The sequence below is a fragment of the Oscillatoria sp. CS-180 genome, from assembly GCF_028330965.1.
Classification (GTDB): Bacteria; Cyanobacteriota; Cyanobacteriia; order Phormidesmidales; family Phormidesmidaceae; genus Halomicronema.
On record NZ_JAQMUB010000083.1, the window covers coordinates 56,648 to 72,237 of the forward strand.

A 15,590-nucleotide genomic window follows, 5' to 3' on the forward strand; every position below is an offset into this window, starting at 1 on the left:
CCCTCTTGATATCGCTCCACAAGGAAAATAAGTCATGCTGAAAGTTTTTGCTGATCGCGGCGGCACCTTCACCGATCTGGTCGCCGTTACCGATGACGCCAATGTAGCAGAACGACTTGCTGAACAGAGCCGCTTTCAAGTGACACCGTTGCCCAATCACCAGTGGGTGATCATTTACAAACTCTTGTCCGAGCAGCCAGAGCGCTATCAGGATGCCGTCATTCAGGGCATTCGTGACATTCTCGGACTGGCGCCTGCCGCACCGATGCCCAGCGATGAAATTGAAGTCGTCAAAATGGGAACGACGGTGGCGACGAACGCACTGCTAGAGCGTCAAGGCGATCGCACCCTCTTGGTGACGACCCGTGGCTTTCGCGATGCGCTGCGAATTGGCTATCAAAACCGACCAAACATCTTTGCTCGCAAGATTGAGCTGCCTGAAATGCTGTATGAGCAAGTCGTGGAGGTGGCAGAACGCTACAGCGCTGAGGGCGAGGTAATTCTGCCTTTGAGCGACGATGCTCTGGCAGATACGCAACAGCACCTCCAGCATGCTTACGACGATGGCATTCGGGCCTGTGCGATTGTGCTAATGCACGGCTATCGCTATCCCAACCATGAACAACAGATAGCGGCGATCGCGCGACAGATTGGCTTCACCCAAATTTCGGTATCCCATGAGGTCAGCCCGCTGATGAAATTCGTTAGTCGGGGGGATACGACCGTTCTGGATGTCTATCTCTCGCCCATTCTGCGCCGCTATGTTGACCAAGTGGAGGCAGCCCTGCAGCCCACTGCTGCCGCCAAGTTGGCACCCCGACTGGAGTTTATGAAATCTGACGGTGGCCTGACAGATGCCCGGCTGTTTCAGGGTAAAGACAGCATCTTATCGGGACCTGCGGGGGGCATTGTCGGCGCGGTGAAAACCAGTCTGCGGGCTGGCTTTGACAAGATCATCGGCTTTGATATGGGCGGCACCTCCACCGATGTTTCTCACTACAACGGTGAGTACGAACGCACCTTTGAAACCGAAGTCGCTGGTGTGCGATTGCGGGCACCCATGCTGTCAATTCATACGGTTGCAGCGGGGGGTGGCTCGGTCCTGAGTTTCGATGGTGCTCGCTATCGAGTCGGACCTGAGTCAGGGGGAGCGGATCCGGGACCAGCCTGCTATCGCCGAGGTGGACCGTTGACGGTGACCGACTGTAACGTGATGCTAGGCAAGCTCCAGCCTGAGTTCTTTCCCCAAGTGTTTGGCCCTGATGGCAACCAGCCCTTAGATACAAAGGTCGTGCGCCAAGCTTTTATAGACCAAGCAGCGACGATCGCGACCCAAACGGGCGATCGCCGTTCACCCGAGCAGGTTGCCGCCGGATATCTAGCCATTGCGATCGACAAAATGGCAAGCGCCATCAAAAAGATTTCAGTCCAGCGTGGCTATGACGTCACCGAGTACACCCTCTGCTGCTTTGGCGGTGCAGGGGGACAACATGCCTGCCTGATTGCTGAAGCCTTGGGCATGAAGCAGATCTTTCTCCATCCCTATGCCGGGGTGCTTTCCGCCTACGGCATTGGTCTAGCAGATATTCGCAACCTGCGGGAAAAAGCAATTGAGGCAGAACTCTCTGCCGAACTCTTGCCCCAGCTTGAGCACACTCTAGAACCCCTCACAGTAGAGGGACGGGCTGAAGTAGAGCATCAGGGCATCGCAACTGACGCCGTTGAAGTGATCCGCAAGGTGCATTTGCGCTATGTCGGGACAGACTCGTCGCTACTGGTTCCCTTTGGCACGTTGACAGACATGCGATCGCACTTTCAAAAGCAGCACCAACAGCGCTATGGCTTTACCCGACCCGACAAAGCGCTGATTGTCGAGTCGCTGTCAGTTGAGGTGATTGGCCACACCCCTGCTCTTGAAGAACCGCAGCTTGCAGTCCGGTCCACGTCGCTGGAACCGATGGCTGTGACGTCGTTCTACAGTCGCGATCAGTGGCATCAAGCGCCTGTATATCACCGGGACGACTTGCGAGCGGGCGATCGCATCATGGGTCCGGCACTTATCATTGAAGCAACGGGCACAAACATTATCGAACCGGACTGGACGGCTACCCTAACGGAGCAAAACCATCTCATTCTGCGGCAAGCGCAGACGACCAAAGCTGCACCGGAAACCAAAACGCTAATGGCGACAGACGCCCCCGATCCCGTATTGCTGGAAATTTTCAACAACCTATTTCAATCCATCGCAGAGGAAATGGGAATCACACTGCAAAACACCAGCCATTCCGTCAACATCAAGGAGCGCCTCGACTTCTCCTGTGCGCTGTTTGATGCTGCTGGTCAGCTCGTGGCTAACGCGCCTCATATTCCGGTTCACCTGGGATCTATGAGCGAGAGCGTCCATAGCCTGATTGCTGCTCAGGGCGATCGCCTCAAACCGGGTGACGTCTATGTTTCCAACAATCCCTACAACGGCGGCACGCACCTGCCGGACATCACCGCCATCACCCCCGTTTTTATTGATTCGGAACGTCCCATCTTTTACGTCGCTTCACGGGGTCACCATGCTGACATTGGTGGCATTACGCCGGGTTCCATGCCGCCCCACAGCAGCACTATCGAGGAAGAAGGGGTGCTGTTAGATAATGTGCAACTGGTTGATCAGGGACAGTTTTGCGAAGCCGACATTTTGGCACAGCTGACGGGTGGTTCCTACCCCGTTCGTAATCCCCATCAGAACATTGCTGACTTGCAGGCCCAGATTGCCGCGAACGAGCGAGGCAGTCAGGAACTCTGCCGTATCGCCACTCATTACGGCCTAGACGTGGTACAGGCGTACATGCATCACGTACAAAGCAATGCCACAGAGTCCGTACAGCGGGTTATTGCAACTCTGAGTAACGGTAAGCTCACCTATGCAATGGATGGTGGCCTTTCGATTCAGGTTGCCGTCGCCCTTGATCGCCAGCAGCGCACAGCTCATGTCGACTTCACAGGAACATCCCCTCAGCAGGCTGGGAATCTTAATGCACCGTTAGCGATCGCCAAAGCGGTAGTTCTCTACGTTTTTCGCACCCTAGTAGACGACGACATTCCCCTCAACGCAGGCTGCCTTAAGCCTATTACCCTCACGGTGCCCGAGGGATGCCTGCTGAATCCGCGCTATCCGGCGGCAGTGGTGGCAGGCAATGTGGAAACCTCACAGGCGATCGCCAATGCGCTCTACGGTGCGCTGGGCGTTATGGCCGCTTCACAGGGCACCATGAATAACTTCACCTTCGGCAACGAGCGCTACCAATATTATGAAACGATTTGTGGCGGAGCTGGAGCCGGTCCCGACTTTGACGGCGCTGATGCTGTCCAAACCCATATGACCAACTCACGGCTAACTGATCCCGAAGTGCTGGAATGGCGCTTTCCGGTATTAGTCGATGGTTTTATGATTCGTCCAATCAGTGGCGGCAATGGTCACTATCGTGGGGGCAACGGCGTTATTCGCTGCATTCAGTTCCGCGAACCGATGACAGCGGCAATTCTGTCAGGCCATCGGCAGGTTCGTCCCTTTGGTTTGCGAGACGGCTGGCGTGGGAGCGCAGGTAAAAACTGGATACAGCGTCGAGACGGCACCATTGAAGAGCTTGATGCTTGTGCAGAGGTGTCCATGCAGCCTGGGGATTACTTCGTCATTGAAACACCGGGTGGCGGCGGCTATGGCATGTCGTCCAGACGCTACATCGATGGGATGGGTGAAATGTTGCTGCACTAATTCTGCCAACTTTGGCGCGCAGGTTTGCCGATAACTGTAACGGGATTGCACGCACTCAGGTCATTAGCGAATCTGATTTTTAGAAGACCCATCCCTATCGTCCGGACAGAACAAGGAAACGATCTGATTTAGCCTGTCGCCTTGAGTCAAGGCTCGTTGGCCCTATGTGCGACGTTCGGTCTGACGTGCTGACTCATTAAGTATTCTTGTTAGCTTTTGAAATTCGAAGCTTCGCTTACCATGAGCGAAGCTTTTGGCACTGCTATGCAAACGTCCTTCCAAAGAATTGTCATTGGGATTACAACCTTTCTGCTGACCGTAGTTGTTGCGGTCACAGGCTACGTCTTGGCAGGATGGACGCTACTAGACGCCATCTATATGGTTGTGATCACCATTTTTGGGGTGGGATATGGAGAAGTTCAGCCGCTGACCTCAACGTCCCTCAAGATATTCACCATCTTGGTCATCATTGCTGGGGTTTTATCCGCTGCCTACATTGTCTCTGGCTTTGTACAACTCATTACCGAAGGCGAAATTAGCAAGCTTCTCAACGTAAAGCGCATGAATAAAGATATTGAGCGACTTGAAGATCACGTCATCATTTGCGGTTTCGGTCGCATTGGACAGATGGTAGCTCGCGAACTCAAGGTCGCCCATCAGTCGTTTGTCATTGTGGACAATAATCCTGACCGCATTGCGCTAGCGCAAGATCAGGGATACCTCATGTATCTTGGCAATGCAACGGATGAAACCAGTCTGCAAGATGTGCAAATTCACAAAGCCCGGACTTTAGCGACGGTCCTGCCTAACGATGCGGCCAACGTGTTTATTACCTTAACCGCGCGGGAAATGAATCCTCAGCTTGCCATCCTTGCCCGTGGCGAGATTCCATCAACCGAAAAAAAGCTTCGTTTGGCAGGCGCCAACCATGTCATTCTGCCAGCTTCAATTAGTGCGGTACGGATGGCCCATCTGATTACAAACCCGTCTGCTGTTGATTTTTTATCACAAACAGATGGACAAACCAGCTTGAACGAACTGCTAGCAGAATTGGATATTCAAATCCAAGAATTGCCCGTAGCCGATGCTCTAGTTGGTGGCACCATCGGGGATCTGGAAACGCGGGGCAAAGGTACTTTCATTATCGTGGCATTACGCCGTGCAGACGGTGAAGTCGTCATCCATCCAGGCCGAAATCTATATCTATCAAAAGGCGATGTGCTGATGTTGATGGGCCATCAAGGAGACATGCCCAACTTTGCCCAGCAAGTTGCCCTGAAACGAGAGATCCGCTATCGGGGAGCAAAAATAAGAAAATAATTCAAATGTCTTTCAAGAAGGGACTTGCAGGATATAAGCCAGCATCCTTTATTCATGATCATCGTCAGCATCATGGCCTAGCGATGGCAGAGCAGGCGTTGGTTGTTGTGCTGAATCATCCTCCGTTTTAGCCACTTGTGTCACGTATACCTCAACATCTCGCTGAATGACCTCTTCCACCTGATTGGCGAAAATCATAAAGGCATCTTTGTGGGTAGGAAACTTGGCATAGGGACCACTGAGTTGTGAAAACTGCCAACCATAAGTTTTGAGGGATTCGACGGTACGGCGATAGTGATACCAGCGTTCACCATAATGAAAAAACTCTTCGACGGCGGCGCTCACCGCCACCACTGCACTCAGTCCAATGGTGACGTATTCTTTGACTTTGTCGGCTCTCTCATTTCCGGTACTAACGCCGATCAAGACAGGGACAATCACCCCCAGAACGATGGCTGTAAGTCTGAGGCGGTAATGGCGATCGCGACAGTGATTCGCCTTTTTCTCCATCCACAGCACCTGATCCAGCCAGCGGGATCCCAAGAATTTTCTTTGCACATCGGTCAGTTCTAGCTGGCTGAAAAGGTCTTGAAAGTCTTCTTTCAGAAATTCAGCATACGGATCTGTTTTAGCCATTGGTCTCCCTAAGTTGCTCTGACAATACAGTCTTGACCATGTAGGCTTATGCACCCGACAGCCTGCGGATGCTCAGCAATACCTTTTTTAACTGGGATCCCAGAATTCGATTCTCTTTATGGAAAATTATTCACGTTTGCATCCCAAAAACCAACCATCGCAAAACATACCCGTAGGCTATTTTTTGCGCAGCAATGCACCCCTTTCCCCATCATTCAGTCCTTTGCCATTGCCTGTCCCGCCAGCCAACCCGTTGTCCAAGCACTTTGGAAATTAAAGCCCCCAGTCACACCATCAATATCCAAAATCTCCCCAGCAAAAAACAAACCTGAACAGCGACGACTCGCCATCGTCTTGAAATCAACCTCCGAAAGCTTCACGCCGCCGCAGGTCACAAATTCATCTTTGAAAGCACTTTTCCCCTGAATTGCAAACGTGGTGCGATGAGTCCGTTCCACCAGTTGATTCAAAGCTTTCTTGGATAGATTTGCCCAGGTCACTGTTTCATCCAAGCCCGTTTGCTCAACCCAATAGCGCCAGAGTCGTTTCGGCAATTGAAATGGACAGTAGTTCGCGATCGCCCGCTTAGGCACCTCATCCTTAGCTCTTACCAGTACTTGTCGCACCGCTTCAAAACTCAAGGCAGGTAGCCAATTCACCTGCAACGTTCCCTGATATCGAGTTGTGTGCAGTATCCGTGCCCCCCATGCCGATAGCTTCAGGACAGCTGGTCCACTCAGACCCCAATGGGTAATCAACAGCGGACCTGACTGGGCCAACGGTTTCGCATCAGGCACAGTGAGTTTCAGCGCAACTGGATCAACCGAAACGCCCGCCAGCTGGCGCAAGGCTTTGTCAGGCACATTAAACGTGAATAGCGAAGGAACAGCCGATTCGATCGTATGCCCCAAGGACTGAGCAATGCGATGTCCTTGAGGGCTGCTGCCCGTTGCCAGCAGCAGGCGATCGCACTCCAAAACCTCTCGCGATCGCAAGTTCACCGCAAATCCCGTTGCGGTGCGCTCCACTCCAGTGACCGCCGTTTTGGTCCGCACCGCGACGCCAACCCGCCGCGTCTCGCCCATCAAACAGTCGATAATGGTTTCCGAATCATCCGTTGTGGGGAACATGCGGCCATCTGTTTCCGTTTTGAGACGCACGCCCCGACGTTTGTACCAAGCAATGGTGTCTTGGGGCTGAAAACGAGTGAAGGCTCCCCGCAAAGCTTTGCCCCCGCGAGGATAGTGCTGCACCAGTTCAGCCGGATCAAAACAGTGGTGGGTTACGTTGCAGCGTCCGCCACCCGAAATGCGAACTTTCCCTAGTGGCTCTGCCGCTGCTTCTAGCAGAGTAATTTGAGCATCAGGAGCCACTTCAGCACAGGCGATCGCCCCAAAAAATCCCGCCGCCCCGCCGCCAATCACAATGACTTGCAACCGATCCACCATCACTCATTCACCATTTCGTTAAGAAATATGTCATGGTTTTAAAGGAAACGTATTGTTATTCCTTGCATTCCCACCATGACTCGCCGCTGGTTTAGCTTACTCCTTGTTCTTTTCACTTACTTTAGTAGCGCAACTCCTGCGATCTCTGCGCCGCATAGCCCGACTGCTACTGCTGTCTTTGCTGGGGGCTGCTTCTGGTGTATGGAAAAGCCTTTTGATGAAGTCCCCGGCGTTCTTGATACCACCTCTGGCTATACCGGAGGCACGGTCGAAAATCCCAACTATTACCAGGTTTCCGCAGGCGGCACTGGGCATGTCGAGTCGGTTCAAGTGACCTACGATCCAACTCAGGTGAGTTACGAAACGTTACTCGATGTCTTCTGGCACAACGTTGACCCCGTAGACAATAAAGGCCAGTTCTGCGACAAGGGCAGCCAGTATCGCTCCGCTATCTTTTATGGTAATGACCAGGAACGAGAGACTGCGATCGCGTCTAAATCCTCCCTAGAGAAGTCTCAAAAAATAGAGCAATCTATCGCAACGGACATCCTACCCACCTCAACCTTCTACCCTGCTGAAGACTACCATCAAAACTATTACCAAACCCACCCGGTTCGCTATCGCGTCTATCGCTTTGGCTGCGGACGCGACCAGCGCTTAGCCGAAGTCTGGGGCGATGAAGCAGGGCATTGATAGATCCTGGTGCTAAGTCTCCTTTTTGTGCATTCCAGCAAAGAGGCTAAGGTGGCATAGAAAGATAAATGGGCGAGAATGATGAGTGCCGGCCTGTCAACCAGTGTCAGGAATATCTGAACTCTGACAACTTCAAGGTTGAAGCCGCAGCACAAATCATCCTAGTTCTCGTCGAAAGGGAAGTTTATACGTATGATTGCAAATACTCAATTGATTGAGACTCTGGTGAAAGTCATTCGTTCCCTGCCTGAAGAAGAGCGACGTTTGCTAGAAGAAAAGTTGCTGGAAGGAGATGGTTATCCTACTTCGTTGGAAATTATGCAACTGGCAGAACATGGCGAGGCATTCAGGTTTCTAGAGGAGGAGCCTGACATTTACACCTCGGATGATGGAGAACCTGTGACGTGAGTCTCAAGCGCTTTGATGTCGTCTTAGTCCCCTTTCCCTTTACAGACCTAAGCCACGCTAAACTCCGTCCTGCAGTTGTCCTATACATTCGGACTCAAACAGATGACATCACCCTCTGTTTTATTTCATCTCGCCATCTTGACGTATTGGAGTCTGACGAAATTCTGATTTTGGGCCAGCATCCTGACTACCCCGCAACAGGTCTGAAATTAGCGTCCAAGATTCGCGTCTCTAAATTGCTGACTGTTTCCGAAAGTACCGTGCAACGTCGGCTGGGCTATCTGGGAGATTCTTTAAAAATGGATTTACAATCGCGGCTTCGCGAAATTTTTGAACTGTAAACCTACAATCTCTGCACTCATACTTTGTGAGGCATAGCCATCGGCAAAGTTCAAGCCTAATTATTCGAAATTTCTCACTGGCGTCCTTGATTGAGAGGGAATACAGTGAAGGCAACTTTTCTGGCTACATCCCGGCTGTCCCTGTGCCAAACTCTACCAATTCTCAACGCAACGTGCCAATTCAGAAACCTATTCAACTGCAAGATCTGAGTTCAAGATTCCAGTATTGTGTTGACGGCTATAGTATTGCGAGCATGTCTCGTGCTTGTGTTCTTCATCCAAGTAGCCACCCATGATTCAGCCTCTCTCGCTCAAGATGGTCAAAGCGGCCCGATCGCGGATTTCAGGCCATGTTCGGAGAACGCCACTATTGCAGGCGATCGCGCTCAAACAGCCCATCCCAGGGTGCGATCATCTATGGTTGAAGCTGGATTGCTTGCAGGTAACGGGTTCTTTTAAGGCCAGGGGTGCTGTCAACAAATTGCTGTCCTTGTCCCCTGAAAAACTGGAGCGAGGCATTGTCACGGCTTCTGGGGGCAATCATGGTTTGGCCGTGGCTTATGCTGGATGGATGGCAAACGTGCCTGCTACCATCTACCTACCGCACAATACGCCACCTGCCAAAGCCGACAAGCTCCGACAGTGGGGAGCAACGGTCATTATGGAGGGTGCTGTTTGGGACGACGCTAACCGTGCAGCTCTCAGACAGGCAGAGCAAGAGAATCTGGCTTATATTCATCCCTTTGCGGATCCGTTCGTGATGGCGGGGCAAGGAACCCTTGCTCTAGAAATCTTAGAAGACTTACCTGAAGTTGATACGCTAGTTGTCGCCATTGGAGGCGGTGGACTTATCAGCGGGATCAGCTTCGCAGCAAAAGCACTACGTCCCTATCTCAGCGTCATTGGCGTTGAAGCTGTAGGCGCACCGACCCTCCACGACAGCCTCAAAGCTGGAAAGATTATTGAGTTGGCCAGTGTCAACACAAAAGCTAACACTCTTGCTCCTCGACAAACCGAGGCCGTCAACTTCGACATTATTCAAAACTGCGTCAACGATGTTGTGTTAGTCACCGATGAACAAATGCAAACAGCAGCCCGCTGGCTTTGGTTTGAGTGTGGTATTGCAGCTGAACTCAGTGGTGCTGCTGCGATCGCAGCCCTGCAATCAGGACTCTACCAACCTGCCGATAACGAAACCGTCTGCGCCCTCATTTGTGGCTCAGGTACCGACGGCGTCTAAACCTACACCTTTGTCACAGCAGGTTTCTCCAGGAATTATTACCACTAACTCACTCATGAGGACGGGTTTCTAGATAAGCTCTCTCAGTCCATCCTCAAAAACCCGCCCTGGATATAGCCGTCGCCAGTTCCGTTAGGACAAGACGGCGAGCCATCTGGCTATGGGCTAAAGACTTGAATGCTATTCAGTGCATAAGCCTAGATGGCCAAAGCTAGCCTAACTATTCGCTCTATCCGATTCTTAGAAGCTCAACATCGAACAACAGCGTTGCGTTTGGTGGAATCACACCACCTGCACCCCGAGCGCCATAGCCCAACTCGGGAGGAATGATGAGCTTACGCTGTCCGCCAACCCGCATCGTAGCCACACCTTCATCCCAGCCTTTGATCACCTGACCTACGCCAATCGTGAATGAAAACGGGCGGTTGCGATCGCGAGAACTATCAAACTTCGTTCCATCCTCCAGAGTTCCGGTGTAATGGACGGTCACTCGCTGACCAGCCTGAGGCATCGCTCCAGTTCCTTCCACAATGTCCTCATACTGCAATCCAGAATCTGTCGTCACAAGTGTGTCCTCGGTAGTTGTCTCTTCGTCCGTCGCCGTTTCTTCCTCATCCATCAAATCTTCAGCAGCCTGAGCAATTTGCACTGTTTCAGTTTCAGCTACCTCTGGGTCAGACAAATTAGCCGCGATCGCCCCGTCCTGTCCTCCAGTAAACTGAGCGACTACCAAAACGAGACAAAAAACGACCAATACAGCCAAGCTGATTAAGATATCGCGCATGAGATTTCCCCCAACACTCTGCACTCAAAATAGGGTTATTAGCCCTTGAACATCCTACGAGATTTGAGGCCCCTCTGCTTCATCCTTGCAGCCGTCTAACGCCACAACTTATTCTCTAGATCCCGCACCTGTCGCTCTAGGCGATCAAGACGACCCCGTAGCTCATCCATCTCAGCCTGTCGGGGGACGCCCAAATCTTGCAAAACGTTCCTAAGTTGACGCTGAATTTGCTCTTCAAAAGCAGCCGACTCTCCTGAAAACTGCGTCATCACGTCGTCCACAAATCGACTGGCCTGATCGGGATTAATACGGCCTTCCCTGACCCACTCGTCGCTCACCTGACGTAGCCTTTCCGCCACCAACGATGTCGTGCCAATGCCAATCATAAGGAGTTGACGAAGTAGGTTGTTAGTGTCCATGTTGCCTCCCGAACGGGTGTTGCTTTCACCCAAAGTACGGCCTTATTGTGACAAAGATTAGACGCAACTCTTTACCTGAACAACCGAACTCTCTATCGAATTCAGTGTAGATGTAAAGTGTGAAAGCCCTTCAGACAGTACATTAAAGAAAGCTGAGGGTGTAGCGGAAACTACTCCCTCGATCCCAGATTGTTTCAATGAAAGCTCAACGTAATGGTTATTGAATGGCTCAAGATGCGAATGCCCGCTGACAAGCGAGAGCGTTACATCCACATCGATGACGAGATTTGGACACCCGCCCTGCAACAGTATCCTGGATTCATTTCAAAAGAGACTTGGATTGCCCCAGACGATGAGGAAGTGGTGATTTTTGTCATCCGTTGGCGTACCCGCGAAGATTGGTTTTCTATTCCAGAAGATGAACTGGCAGTGGTGAGCGATCGCTTCGATGAGGCACTCGGCTTTGGCTACACTATGGAGGAATCAAAGGAGTTTCAAGTTCGCCGCTTTCCAATCAGCAATAGTGCCTCACGCTAGGATGCAGAAAGGTTTTTGGGTAGGAATATGCCAGTTTGTCCCCGCTGCCAACATCAGGTCAAAGCTACAGATTTGGTCTGCGGCTATTGCGGCCTACAGCTGAAAGCCCATGGTCATCCCAGCATTGAATTGCATCGAACAACCGGCGGAGACGTTCTTTGCAAAACCTGTGCTTATGATGCGGATGATACGTGCACCTTTCCGCAACGTCCCTATGCAACGACCTGCACGCTGTATCAATCCATCACAGCGGAGGCAGAAAGGGCGCAGGGCGAAGTGCGATCGCGCTCCCAAGCTGCTTCTTTTCGCAGCGTTTGGCAACGCTACAAACTTGGAATCATTCTGCTAGCAATCTTTGGCGTCAGCGTGTTGTTGACTCTGCTGACTTAGTCATGAACGAGTGACAAGATTGGGCAAATCGTTTTGGCAATTCTGGATGAACACCCCAATGTAGATGAACGTATGAGGCATGAATGGAACTATCGCCCCAGCCTTCTGGCATTCGTTGTGAAGACGATATTAGAGATGTTGGATAACCTGTTAGCTGATAAAGGGGTTTTGCCGCAACTGGGGCGATCGCAGAGCGATGGAACTCATGACCCCAAAATTGTTGACCGAGTTCAACCAGCGGACTACAGCGTTTAACCATCACTCGCCGGTATCCTAGCGTGAGTTTTCCCGTCATTGTCGTGCGAGCAGGAATGGCCCCAACCATGGGCCACGGTTGTCGTTCAAAGTCGGTGAGCGCCTGACACAGATACATGAGTCCGCCACATTCCGCATAAGTGGGTAAGCCAGACGCGATATGATGTGCAATCTCCTGCTTCAGCACGGCATTTCGAGAGAGCTGCTCGGCGAACATCTCCGGAAAGCCACCCCCCAAGACGAGCCCGTTCAGATCAGGCGGTAAATGCTCGTCTGTCAAAGGACTGAAAGGAATCAGCTCCACATCTAGACGAGTCAGGGACGCTAGGTTGTCCTCATAGTAGAAATTGAAAGCGCGATCGCGAGCAATACCCACGCGAATTTTGCCAGCCCTTTCGGATCTAGGAACGCTGTCGTTCATCGTCTCAGGTGCTAACCGTCTATCCTTAAAGCTTGATTGCTCGAATATTGTCTCCAGTGCGACCCAATCAAAGCAACGCTGTCCCAACGCTGCCAGACGTTGAAATCGCTGGGGTAGATCCGAGAGTTCATCGGTAGGGACCAGGCCCAGATGTCGATCGGGCAGTGTAATTGCATCTTCGCGTCGCAGGACGCCCAGAATAGGCATATTAATGGACTGCATAGCAACTTTGAGCATAGCGAGGTGGCGATCGCTGCCGACTCGATTCAGCACTACACCGACAATGTTGACGCGGCGATCAAGGGTAGAGTATCCGTGCACAATTGCCGCCAAGGAGCGAGATAAACGAGCGCAATCCACAACCAATAGGACCGGACAGTGAATGAGGCGGGCAACGTGGGCAGTACTGCCGTAGTCTGTTCCGCCTGCCCCATCAAACAATCCCATAACACCTTCTACAACAGCGTAGGAAGTCGTTGCACTGTGGGAGAGAAAGCATCGCTGGACGTAGCTTTCCGAGGTTAGAACTGGGTCTAAGTTATAGACTGGCTGACCCACAATAGCCCGATGAAACATGGGGTCAATATAATCTGGCCCAACTTTGAAGGCTTGGACGACTGATCTCTGCGATCGCAACGCTGAAAGAATGGCCATTGTTACGGTTGTCTTACCTGACCCACTGCGATCGCCTGCAATAATTAACCCACCCATGATGTACTTTTGACGGCTGACTATGCTCGATCTGTTCAGCTTACTCTGATTGCTCAGTACGAACAGTGACCCAAAGGGTGTCCCTTTCTCCCAACATCTGCTAATGTCCTCAATTCCCTATTCGATCAGTCAACCTTCTCCCAAAGCGATTCGGGGTTCGTTTTTGGATTTTGTGGACGATCCCTTCTACGTGCCCGAGACGGAGAGCGTCCGCTACGTAGCCGATGGACTCATGGTGGTGGCCAATGGGGCGATCGTGGCTTTTGGCCCATACGCTGACCTGCAGGAGAACTATGGTGAACTGCCAACGACCACCTATTCCAACCAGATCATCATGCCGGGATTTGTGGATACGCATATTCACTATCCTCAGACTGAAATGATTGCAGCCTATGGAGAACAGCTGCTGGAATGGCTCAATCGATATACGTTTCCGACGGAGCGAAAGTTTGAATCCAAGCAATATGCTAAGGAAGTGGCAGAGATTTTCTTAGACGAACTGCTGCGTAATGGCACAACCACAGCCATGGTTTTTGCCACCGTTTTTCCTGCGTCTGTAGATGCTTTTTTCGAGGCAGCCGAGCGCCGCAACCTTTGCATGATTGCAGGCAAGGTGATGATGGACCGGAATGCTCCAGACTTTTTGCGAGATACAGCGGTGTCCTCCTACGAGGAAACGAAGGCGCTGATTCGTAAATGGCATAAACGGGGACGCTTGCGCTACGCAATTACACCTCGTTTTGCCATTACTTCGACAGAGGAGCAATTGCGATTAGCGGGGAAGCTTTTGGAAGAATTTCCCGATGTTTATTTGCATACCCATCTGTCTGAAAACGTTGATGAAGTTGCTTGGGTACAACAGCTTTTTCCGGACTGTCAGGGCTACCTTGATGCGTACGATATGGCGGGACTCGTCAAAGAGCGCTCAGTGTTTGCCCATGGTGTTCAACTGACCGACGCGGAATTTCAGCGACTCTCAGCAGCTCAATCCGCGATCGCCTTCTGCCCCACGTCCAATCTGTTTCTTGGCAGCGGCCTCTTCAAAATTGAGCAAGCAAAATCTGCGCACTATCCCATCAAGGTCGGTTTGGGAACTGATGTCGGTGCTGGAACTAGCTTTTCGATGTTGCAAACCGCTAACGAAGCTTACAAAGTCGCACAGCTTCGCCATCAGAAGCTATCGCCCTTCAAAGCACTGTTCTTAGCCACACTGGGAGGTGCAAGAGCACTGTGCCTAGAGGATGAGATCGGGAGCTTCGAGGTTGGCAAAGCCGCTGACTTTATCATTCTTGATCCACAAGCGACCCCCCTGATGGCATTCCGCAATCAATCTTGCTGGCCAGAGCAGCTTGACGAGTTGGCTGAGCTGGTGTTCTCGCTGATGATGATGGGAGACGATCGCTCAGTTCACGCAACCTACATATTGGGGCAGCAAGTTTAGCGACAGTAATAACCTATTGATCGCCAAAGGGCGCCCTTAGACGCCCTTTGAAGCATTTAGGAACTTTATCCCTAAATCTAGCTATGACCACCCGAGACAACGGCTAGAAGCGTTGGCATGTTAGCCGCCAACAGGTAAGCAAACGTTGCGCCACCGATTCCACCAATGAGGAATCCACCCGCAAATTCACTCCAGCCTTCATCAGAGGCAAAATCGTCTGGAGGGTTGAAAGGTGTTGTGGTGTTAGCTACAGCTGAGTTGACCCCAGCTCCTGAATAGATAGACAGGCAGGCCGTAAGGATGACCACCAATGCCGCAGCCGATAACAGCCCGGCTAGTCCTGGAATGTCTGAATCCCGCAGAGGACCCAGAAGAGCAAACGGCCCATATAGCAAATAGCCATGTGCCATACCGATTTCGAGTCCCCGACGCTGCGGAGACAGTCCTCGGCGGTAAGCAGGCAGATTGCCAATAAAGGCTTTGGTAAAGCCAGAAGAGTTTAGCGGCGTTTCTAGATTGCCGACTTGGGGATCAATCGCAGGCTTAATAGCATCCGACATGTCCTTGAATTCTCCTACTCACGAAACGACAAATACATAGTAGTTTTTCCAATAGCGATGCTCCAGCCTCTACGGATGGAGTAGCAAATCAGGAAAAAAGCGATTGAATTCAATGAGGATGCCTGCAGTAAATGCCAGCCAAATTGTGGCAATCACTGGAGCCGTAGATAGGTAAGTGAGAAAGTTCTTATCCATGAGCGCTCTCGAACAACAGCAGATT

General features: G+C 51.6%; 16 protein-coding genes. 9 read left to right on the forward strand and 7 right to left on the reverse strand.

Annotated elements, in window-relative coordinates; genetic code table 11:
- Positions 1-34: 34 nt before the first annotated feature.
- Both PN498_RS20595 and PN498_RS20600 read left to right on the forward strand, forming a co-directional pair.
- Positions 35-3,766: a hydantoinase B/oxoprolinase family protein gene (locus tag PN498_RS20595; protein WP_272065270.1), complete on the forward strand. Its 3,732-nt coding sequence runs from the start codon at positions 35-37 to the stop codon at positions 3,764-3,766.
- Between the two features lie 240 nt (positions 3,767-4,006).
- The gene (locus tag PN498_RS20600) at positions 4,007-5,086 is read left to right on the forward strand and encodes a potassium channel family protein (RefSeq protein WP_272065272.1); all 1,080 of its coding nucleotides are present in this window, start codon (positions 4,007-4,009) and stop codon (positions 5,084-5,086) included.
- Between the two features lie 48 nt (positions 5,087-5,134).
- On the opposite strand, the gene PN498_RS20605 is transcribed toward PN498_RS20600, so the two are convergent.
- On the reverse strand, positions 5,135-5,722 hold the full coding sequence (locus PN498_RS20605; protein WP_272065273.1) for a DUF4231 domain-containing protein: 588 nt from the start codon (positions 5,720-5,722) through the stop codon (positions 5,135-5,137).
- Positions 5,723-5,937: 215 nt separating this feature from the next.
- Positions 5,938-7,170 (reverse strand): NAD(P)/FAD-dependent oxidoreductase, encoded by a 1,233-nt coding sequence (locus PN498_RS20610; protein WP_272065275.1) that lies wholly within the window; start codon positions 7,168-7,170, stop codon positions 5,938-5,940.
- Positions 7,171-7,245: 75 nt separating this feature from the next.
- Here PN498_RS20610 and msrA point away from each other — a divergent pair, with 75 nt between their 5' ends.
- From msrA to PN498_RS20630, 4 genes are all read left to right on the forward strand, one after another.
- Positions 7,246-7,863, forward strand: a complete 618-nt coding sequence (gene msrA / locus PN498_RS20615; RefSeq protein ID WP_272065277.1) for a peptide-methionine (S)-S-oxide reductase MsrA — start codon at positions 7,246-7,248, stop codon at positions 7,861-7,863.
- 192 nt (positions 7,864-8,055) lie between these two features.
- Positions 8,056-8,271: a hypothetical protein gene (locus tag PN498_RS20620; RefSeq protein WP_272065279.1), complete on the forward strand. Its 216-nt coding sequence runs from the start codon at positions 8,056-8,058 to the stop codon at positions 8,269-8,271.
- The gene (locus PN498_RS20625; RefSeq protein ID WP_272065281.1) at positions 8,268-8,612 is read left to right on the forward strand and encodes a type II toxin-antitoxin system PemK/MazF family toxin; all 345 of its coding nucleotides are present in this window, start codon (positions 8,268-8,270) and stop codon (positions 8,610-8,612) included. The genes PN498_RS20620 and PN498_RS20625 overlap by 4 nt, the downstream gene beginning before the upstream one ends.
- Positions 8,613-8,904: 292 nt before the next feature.
- The gene (locus PN498_RS20630; RefSeq protein ID WP_272065282.1) at positions 8,905-9,852 is read left to right on the forward strand and encodes a threonine ammonia-lyase; all 948 of its coding nucleotides are present in this window, start codon (positions 8,905-8,907) and stop codon (positions 9,850-9,852) included.
- Positions 9,853-10,081: 229 nt separating this feature from the next.
- Here PN498_RS20630 and PN498_RS20635 read toward each other — a convergent pair whose 3' ends face one another.
- Together PN498_RS20635 and PN498_RS20640 are read right to left on the reverse strand one after the other, a co-directional pair.
- Positions 10,082-10,636, reverse strand: a complete 555-nt coding sequence (locus PN498_RS20635) for an FKBP-type peptidyl-prolyl cis-trans isomerase (protein WP_272065283.1) — start codon at positions 10,634-10,636, stop codon at positions 10,082-10,084.
- A gap of 95 nt (positions 10,637-10,731) precedes the next feature.
- Positions 10,732-11,055 (reverse strand): phasin family protein, encoded by a 324-nt coding sequence (locus PN498_RS20640; protein ID WP_272065284.1) that lies wholly within the window; start codon positions 11,053-11,055, stop codon positions 10,732-10,734.
- 213 nt (positions 11,056-11,268) lie between these two features.
- Between PN498_RS20640 and PN498_RS20645 the strand changes: the two genes are divergently transcribed.
- Complete coding sequence (locus PN498_RS20645) at positions 11,269-11,592, forward strand: TIGR03792 family protein (protein ID WP_272065285.1); 324 nt, start codon at positions 11,269-11,271, stop codon at positions 11,590-11,592.
- Positions 11,593-11,619: 27 nt separating this feature from the next.
- Positions 11,620-11,982, forward strand: coding sequence for a zinc ribbon domain-containing protein (locus PN498_RS20650; protein WP_272065288.1), 363 nt, complete (start codon positions 11,620-11,622; stop codon positions 11,980-11,982).
- Here the strand turns inward: PN498_RS20650 and PN498_RS20655 are convergent.
- Positions 11,954-13,369, reverse strand: coding sequence for a cobyrinate a,c-diamide synthase (locus PN498_RS20655; protein WP_272065290.1), 1,416 nt, complete (start codon positions 13,367-13,369; stop codon positions 11,954-11,956). The genes PN498_RS20650 and PN498_RS20655 overlap by 29 nt on opposite strands.
- Positions 13,370-13,472: 103 nt before the next feature.
- Here PN498_RS20655 and guaD point away from each other — a divergent pair, with 103 nt between their 5' ends.
- Positions 13,473-14,810, forward strand: a complete 1,338-nt coding sequence (gene guaD, locus PN498_RS20660; protein WP_272065292.1) for a guanine deaminase — start codon at positions 13,473-13,475, stop codon at positions 14,808-14,810.
- Positions 14,811-14,887: 77 nt separating this feature from the next.
- Here guaD and PN498_RS20665 read toward each other — a convergent pair whose 3' ends face one another.
- Positions 14,888-15,370 (reverse strand): photosystem I reaction center subunit XI, encoded by a 483-nt coding sequence (locus tag PN498_RS20665; protein WP_272065294.1) that lies wholly within the window; start codon positions 15,368-15,370, stop codon positions 14,888-14,890.
- A gap of 69 nt (positions 15,371-15,439) precedes the next feature.
- Positions 15,440-15,565, reverse strand: coding sequence for a photosystem I reaction center subunit IX (gene psaJ / locus PN498_RS20670; RefSeq protein ID WP_272065296.1), 126 nt, complete (start codon positions 15,563-15,565; stop codon positions 15,440-15,442).
- Positions 15,566-15,590 lie beyond the last annotated feature (25 nt).

Excerpts from the sequence above, each read along its gene's own strand:
- PN498_RS20600 (WP_272065272.1), top strand. The coding sequence starts at position 4,007 with ATGAGCGAAGCTTTTGGCACTGCTATGCAAACGTCCTTCCAAAGAATT.
- PN498_RS20655 (WP_272065290.1), bottom strand. The coding sequence starts at position 13,369 with ATGGGTGGGTTAATTATTGCAGGCGATCGCAGTGGGTCAGGTAAGACA.
- PN498_RS20620 (WP_272065279.1), top strand. The coding sequence starts at position 8,056 with ATGATTGCAAATACTCAATTGATTGAGACTCTGGTGAAAGTCATTCGT.
- PN498_RS20605 (WP_272065273.1), bottom strand. The coding sequence starts at position 5,722 with ATGGCTAAAACAGATCCGTATGCTGAATTTCTGAAAGAAGACTTTCAA.
- PN498_RS20610 (WP_272065275.1), bottom strand. The coding sequence starts at position 7,170 with ATGGTGGATCGGTTGCAAGTCATTGTGATTGGCGGCGGGGCGGCGGGA.
- guaD (WP_272065292.1), top strand. The coding sequence starts at position 13,473 with ATGTCCTCAATTCCCTATTCGATCAGTCAACCTTCTCCCAAAGCGATT.
- PN498_RS20595 (WP_272065270.1), top strand. The coding sequence starts at position 35 with ATGCTGAAAGTTTTTGCTGATCGCGGCGGCACCTTCACCGATCTGGTC.
- PN498_RS20640 (WP_272065284.1), bottom strand. The coding sequence starts at position 11,055 with ATGGACACTAACAACCTACTTCGTCAACTCCTTATGATTGGCATTGGC.
- PN498_RS20665 (WP_272065294.1), bottom strand. The coding sequence starts at position 15,370 with ATGTCGGATGCTATTAAGCCTGCGATTGATCCCCAAGTCGGCAATCTA.
- PN498_RS20635 (WP_272065283.1), bottom strand. The coding sequence starts at position 10,636 with ATGCGCGATATCTTAATCAGCTTGGCTGTATTGGTCGTTTTTTGTCTC.
- psaJ (WP_272065296.1), bottom strand. The coding sequence starts at position 15,565 with ATGGATAAGAACTTTCTCACTTACCTATCTACGGCTCCAGTGATTGCC.
- msrA (WP_272065277.1), top strand. The coding sequence starts at position 7,246 with ATGACTCGCCGCTGGTTTAGCTTACTCCTTGTTCTTTTCACTTACTTT.
- PN498_RS20630 (WP_272065282.1), top strand. The coding sequence starts at position 8,905 with ATGATTCAGCCTCTCTCGCTCAAGATGGTCAAAGCGGCCCGATCGCGG.
- PN498_RS20650 (WP_272065288.1), top strand. The coding sequence starts at position 11,620 with ATGCCAGTTTGTCCCCGCTGCCAACATCAGGTCAAAGCTACAGATTTG.
- PN498_RS20645 (WP_272065285.1), top strand. The coding sequence starts at position 11,269 with ATGGTTATTGAATGGCTCAAGATGCGAATGCCCGCTGACAAGCGAGAG.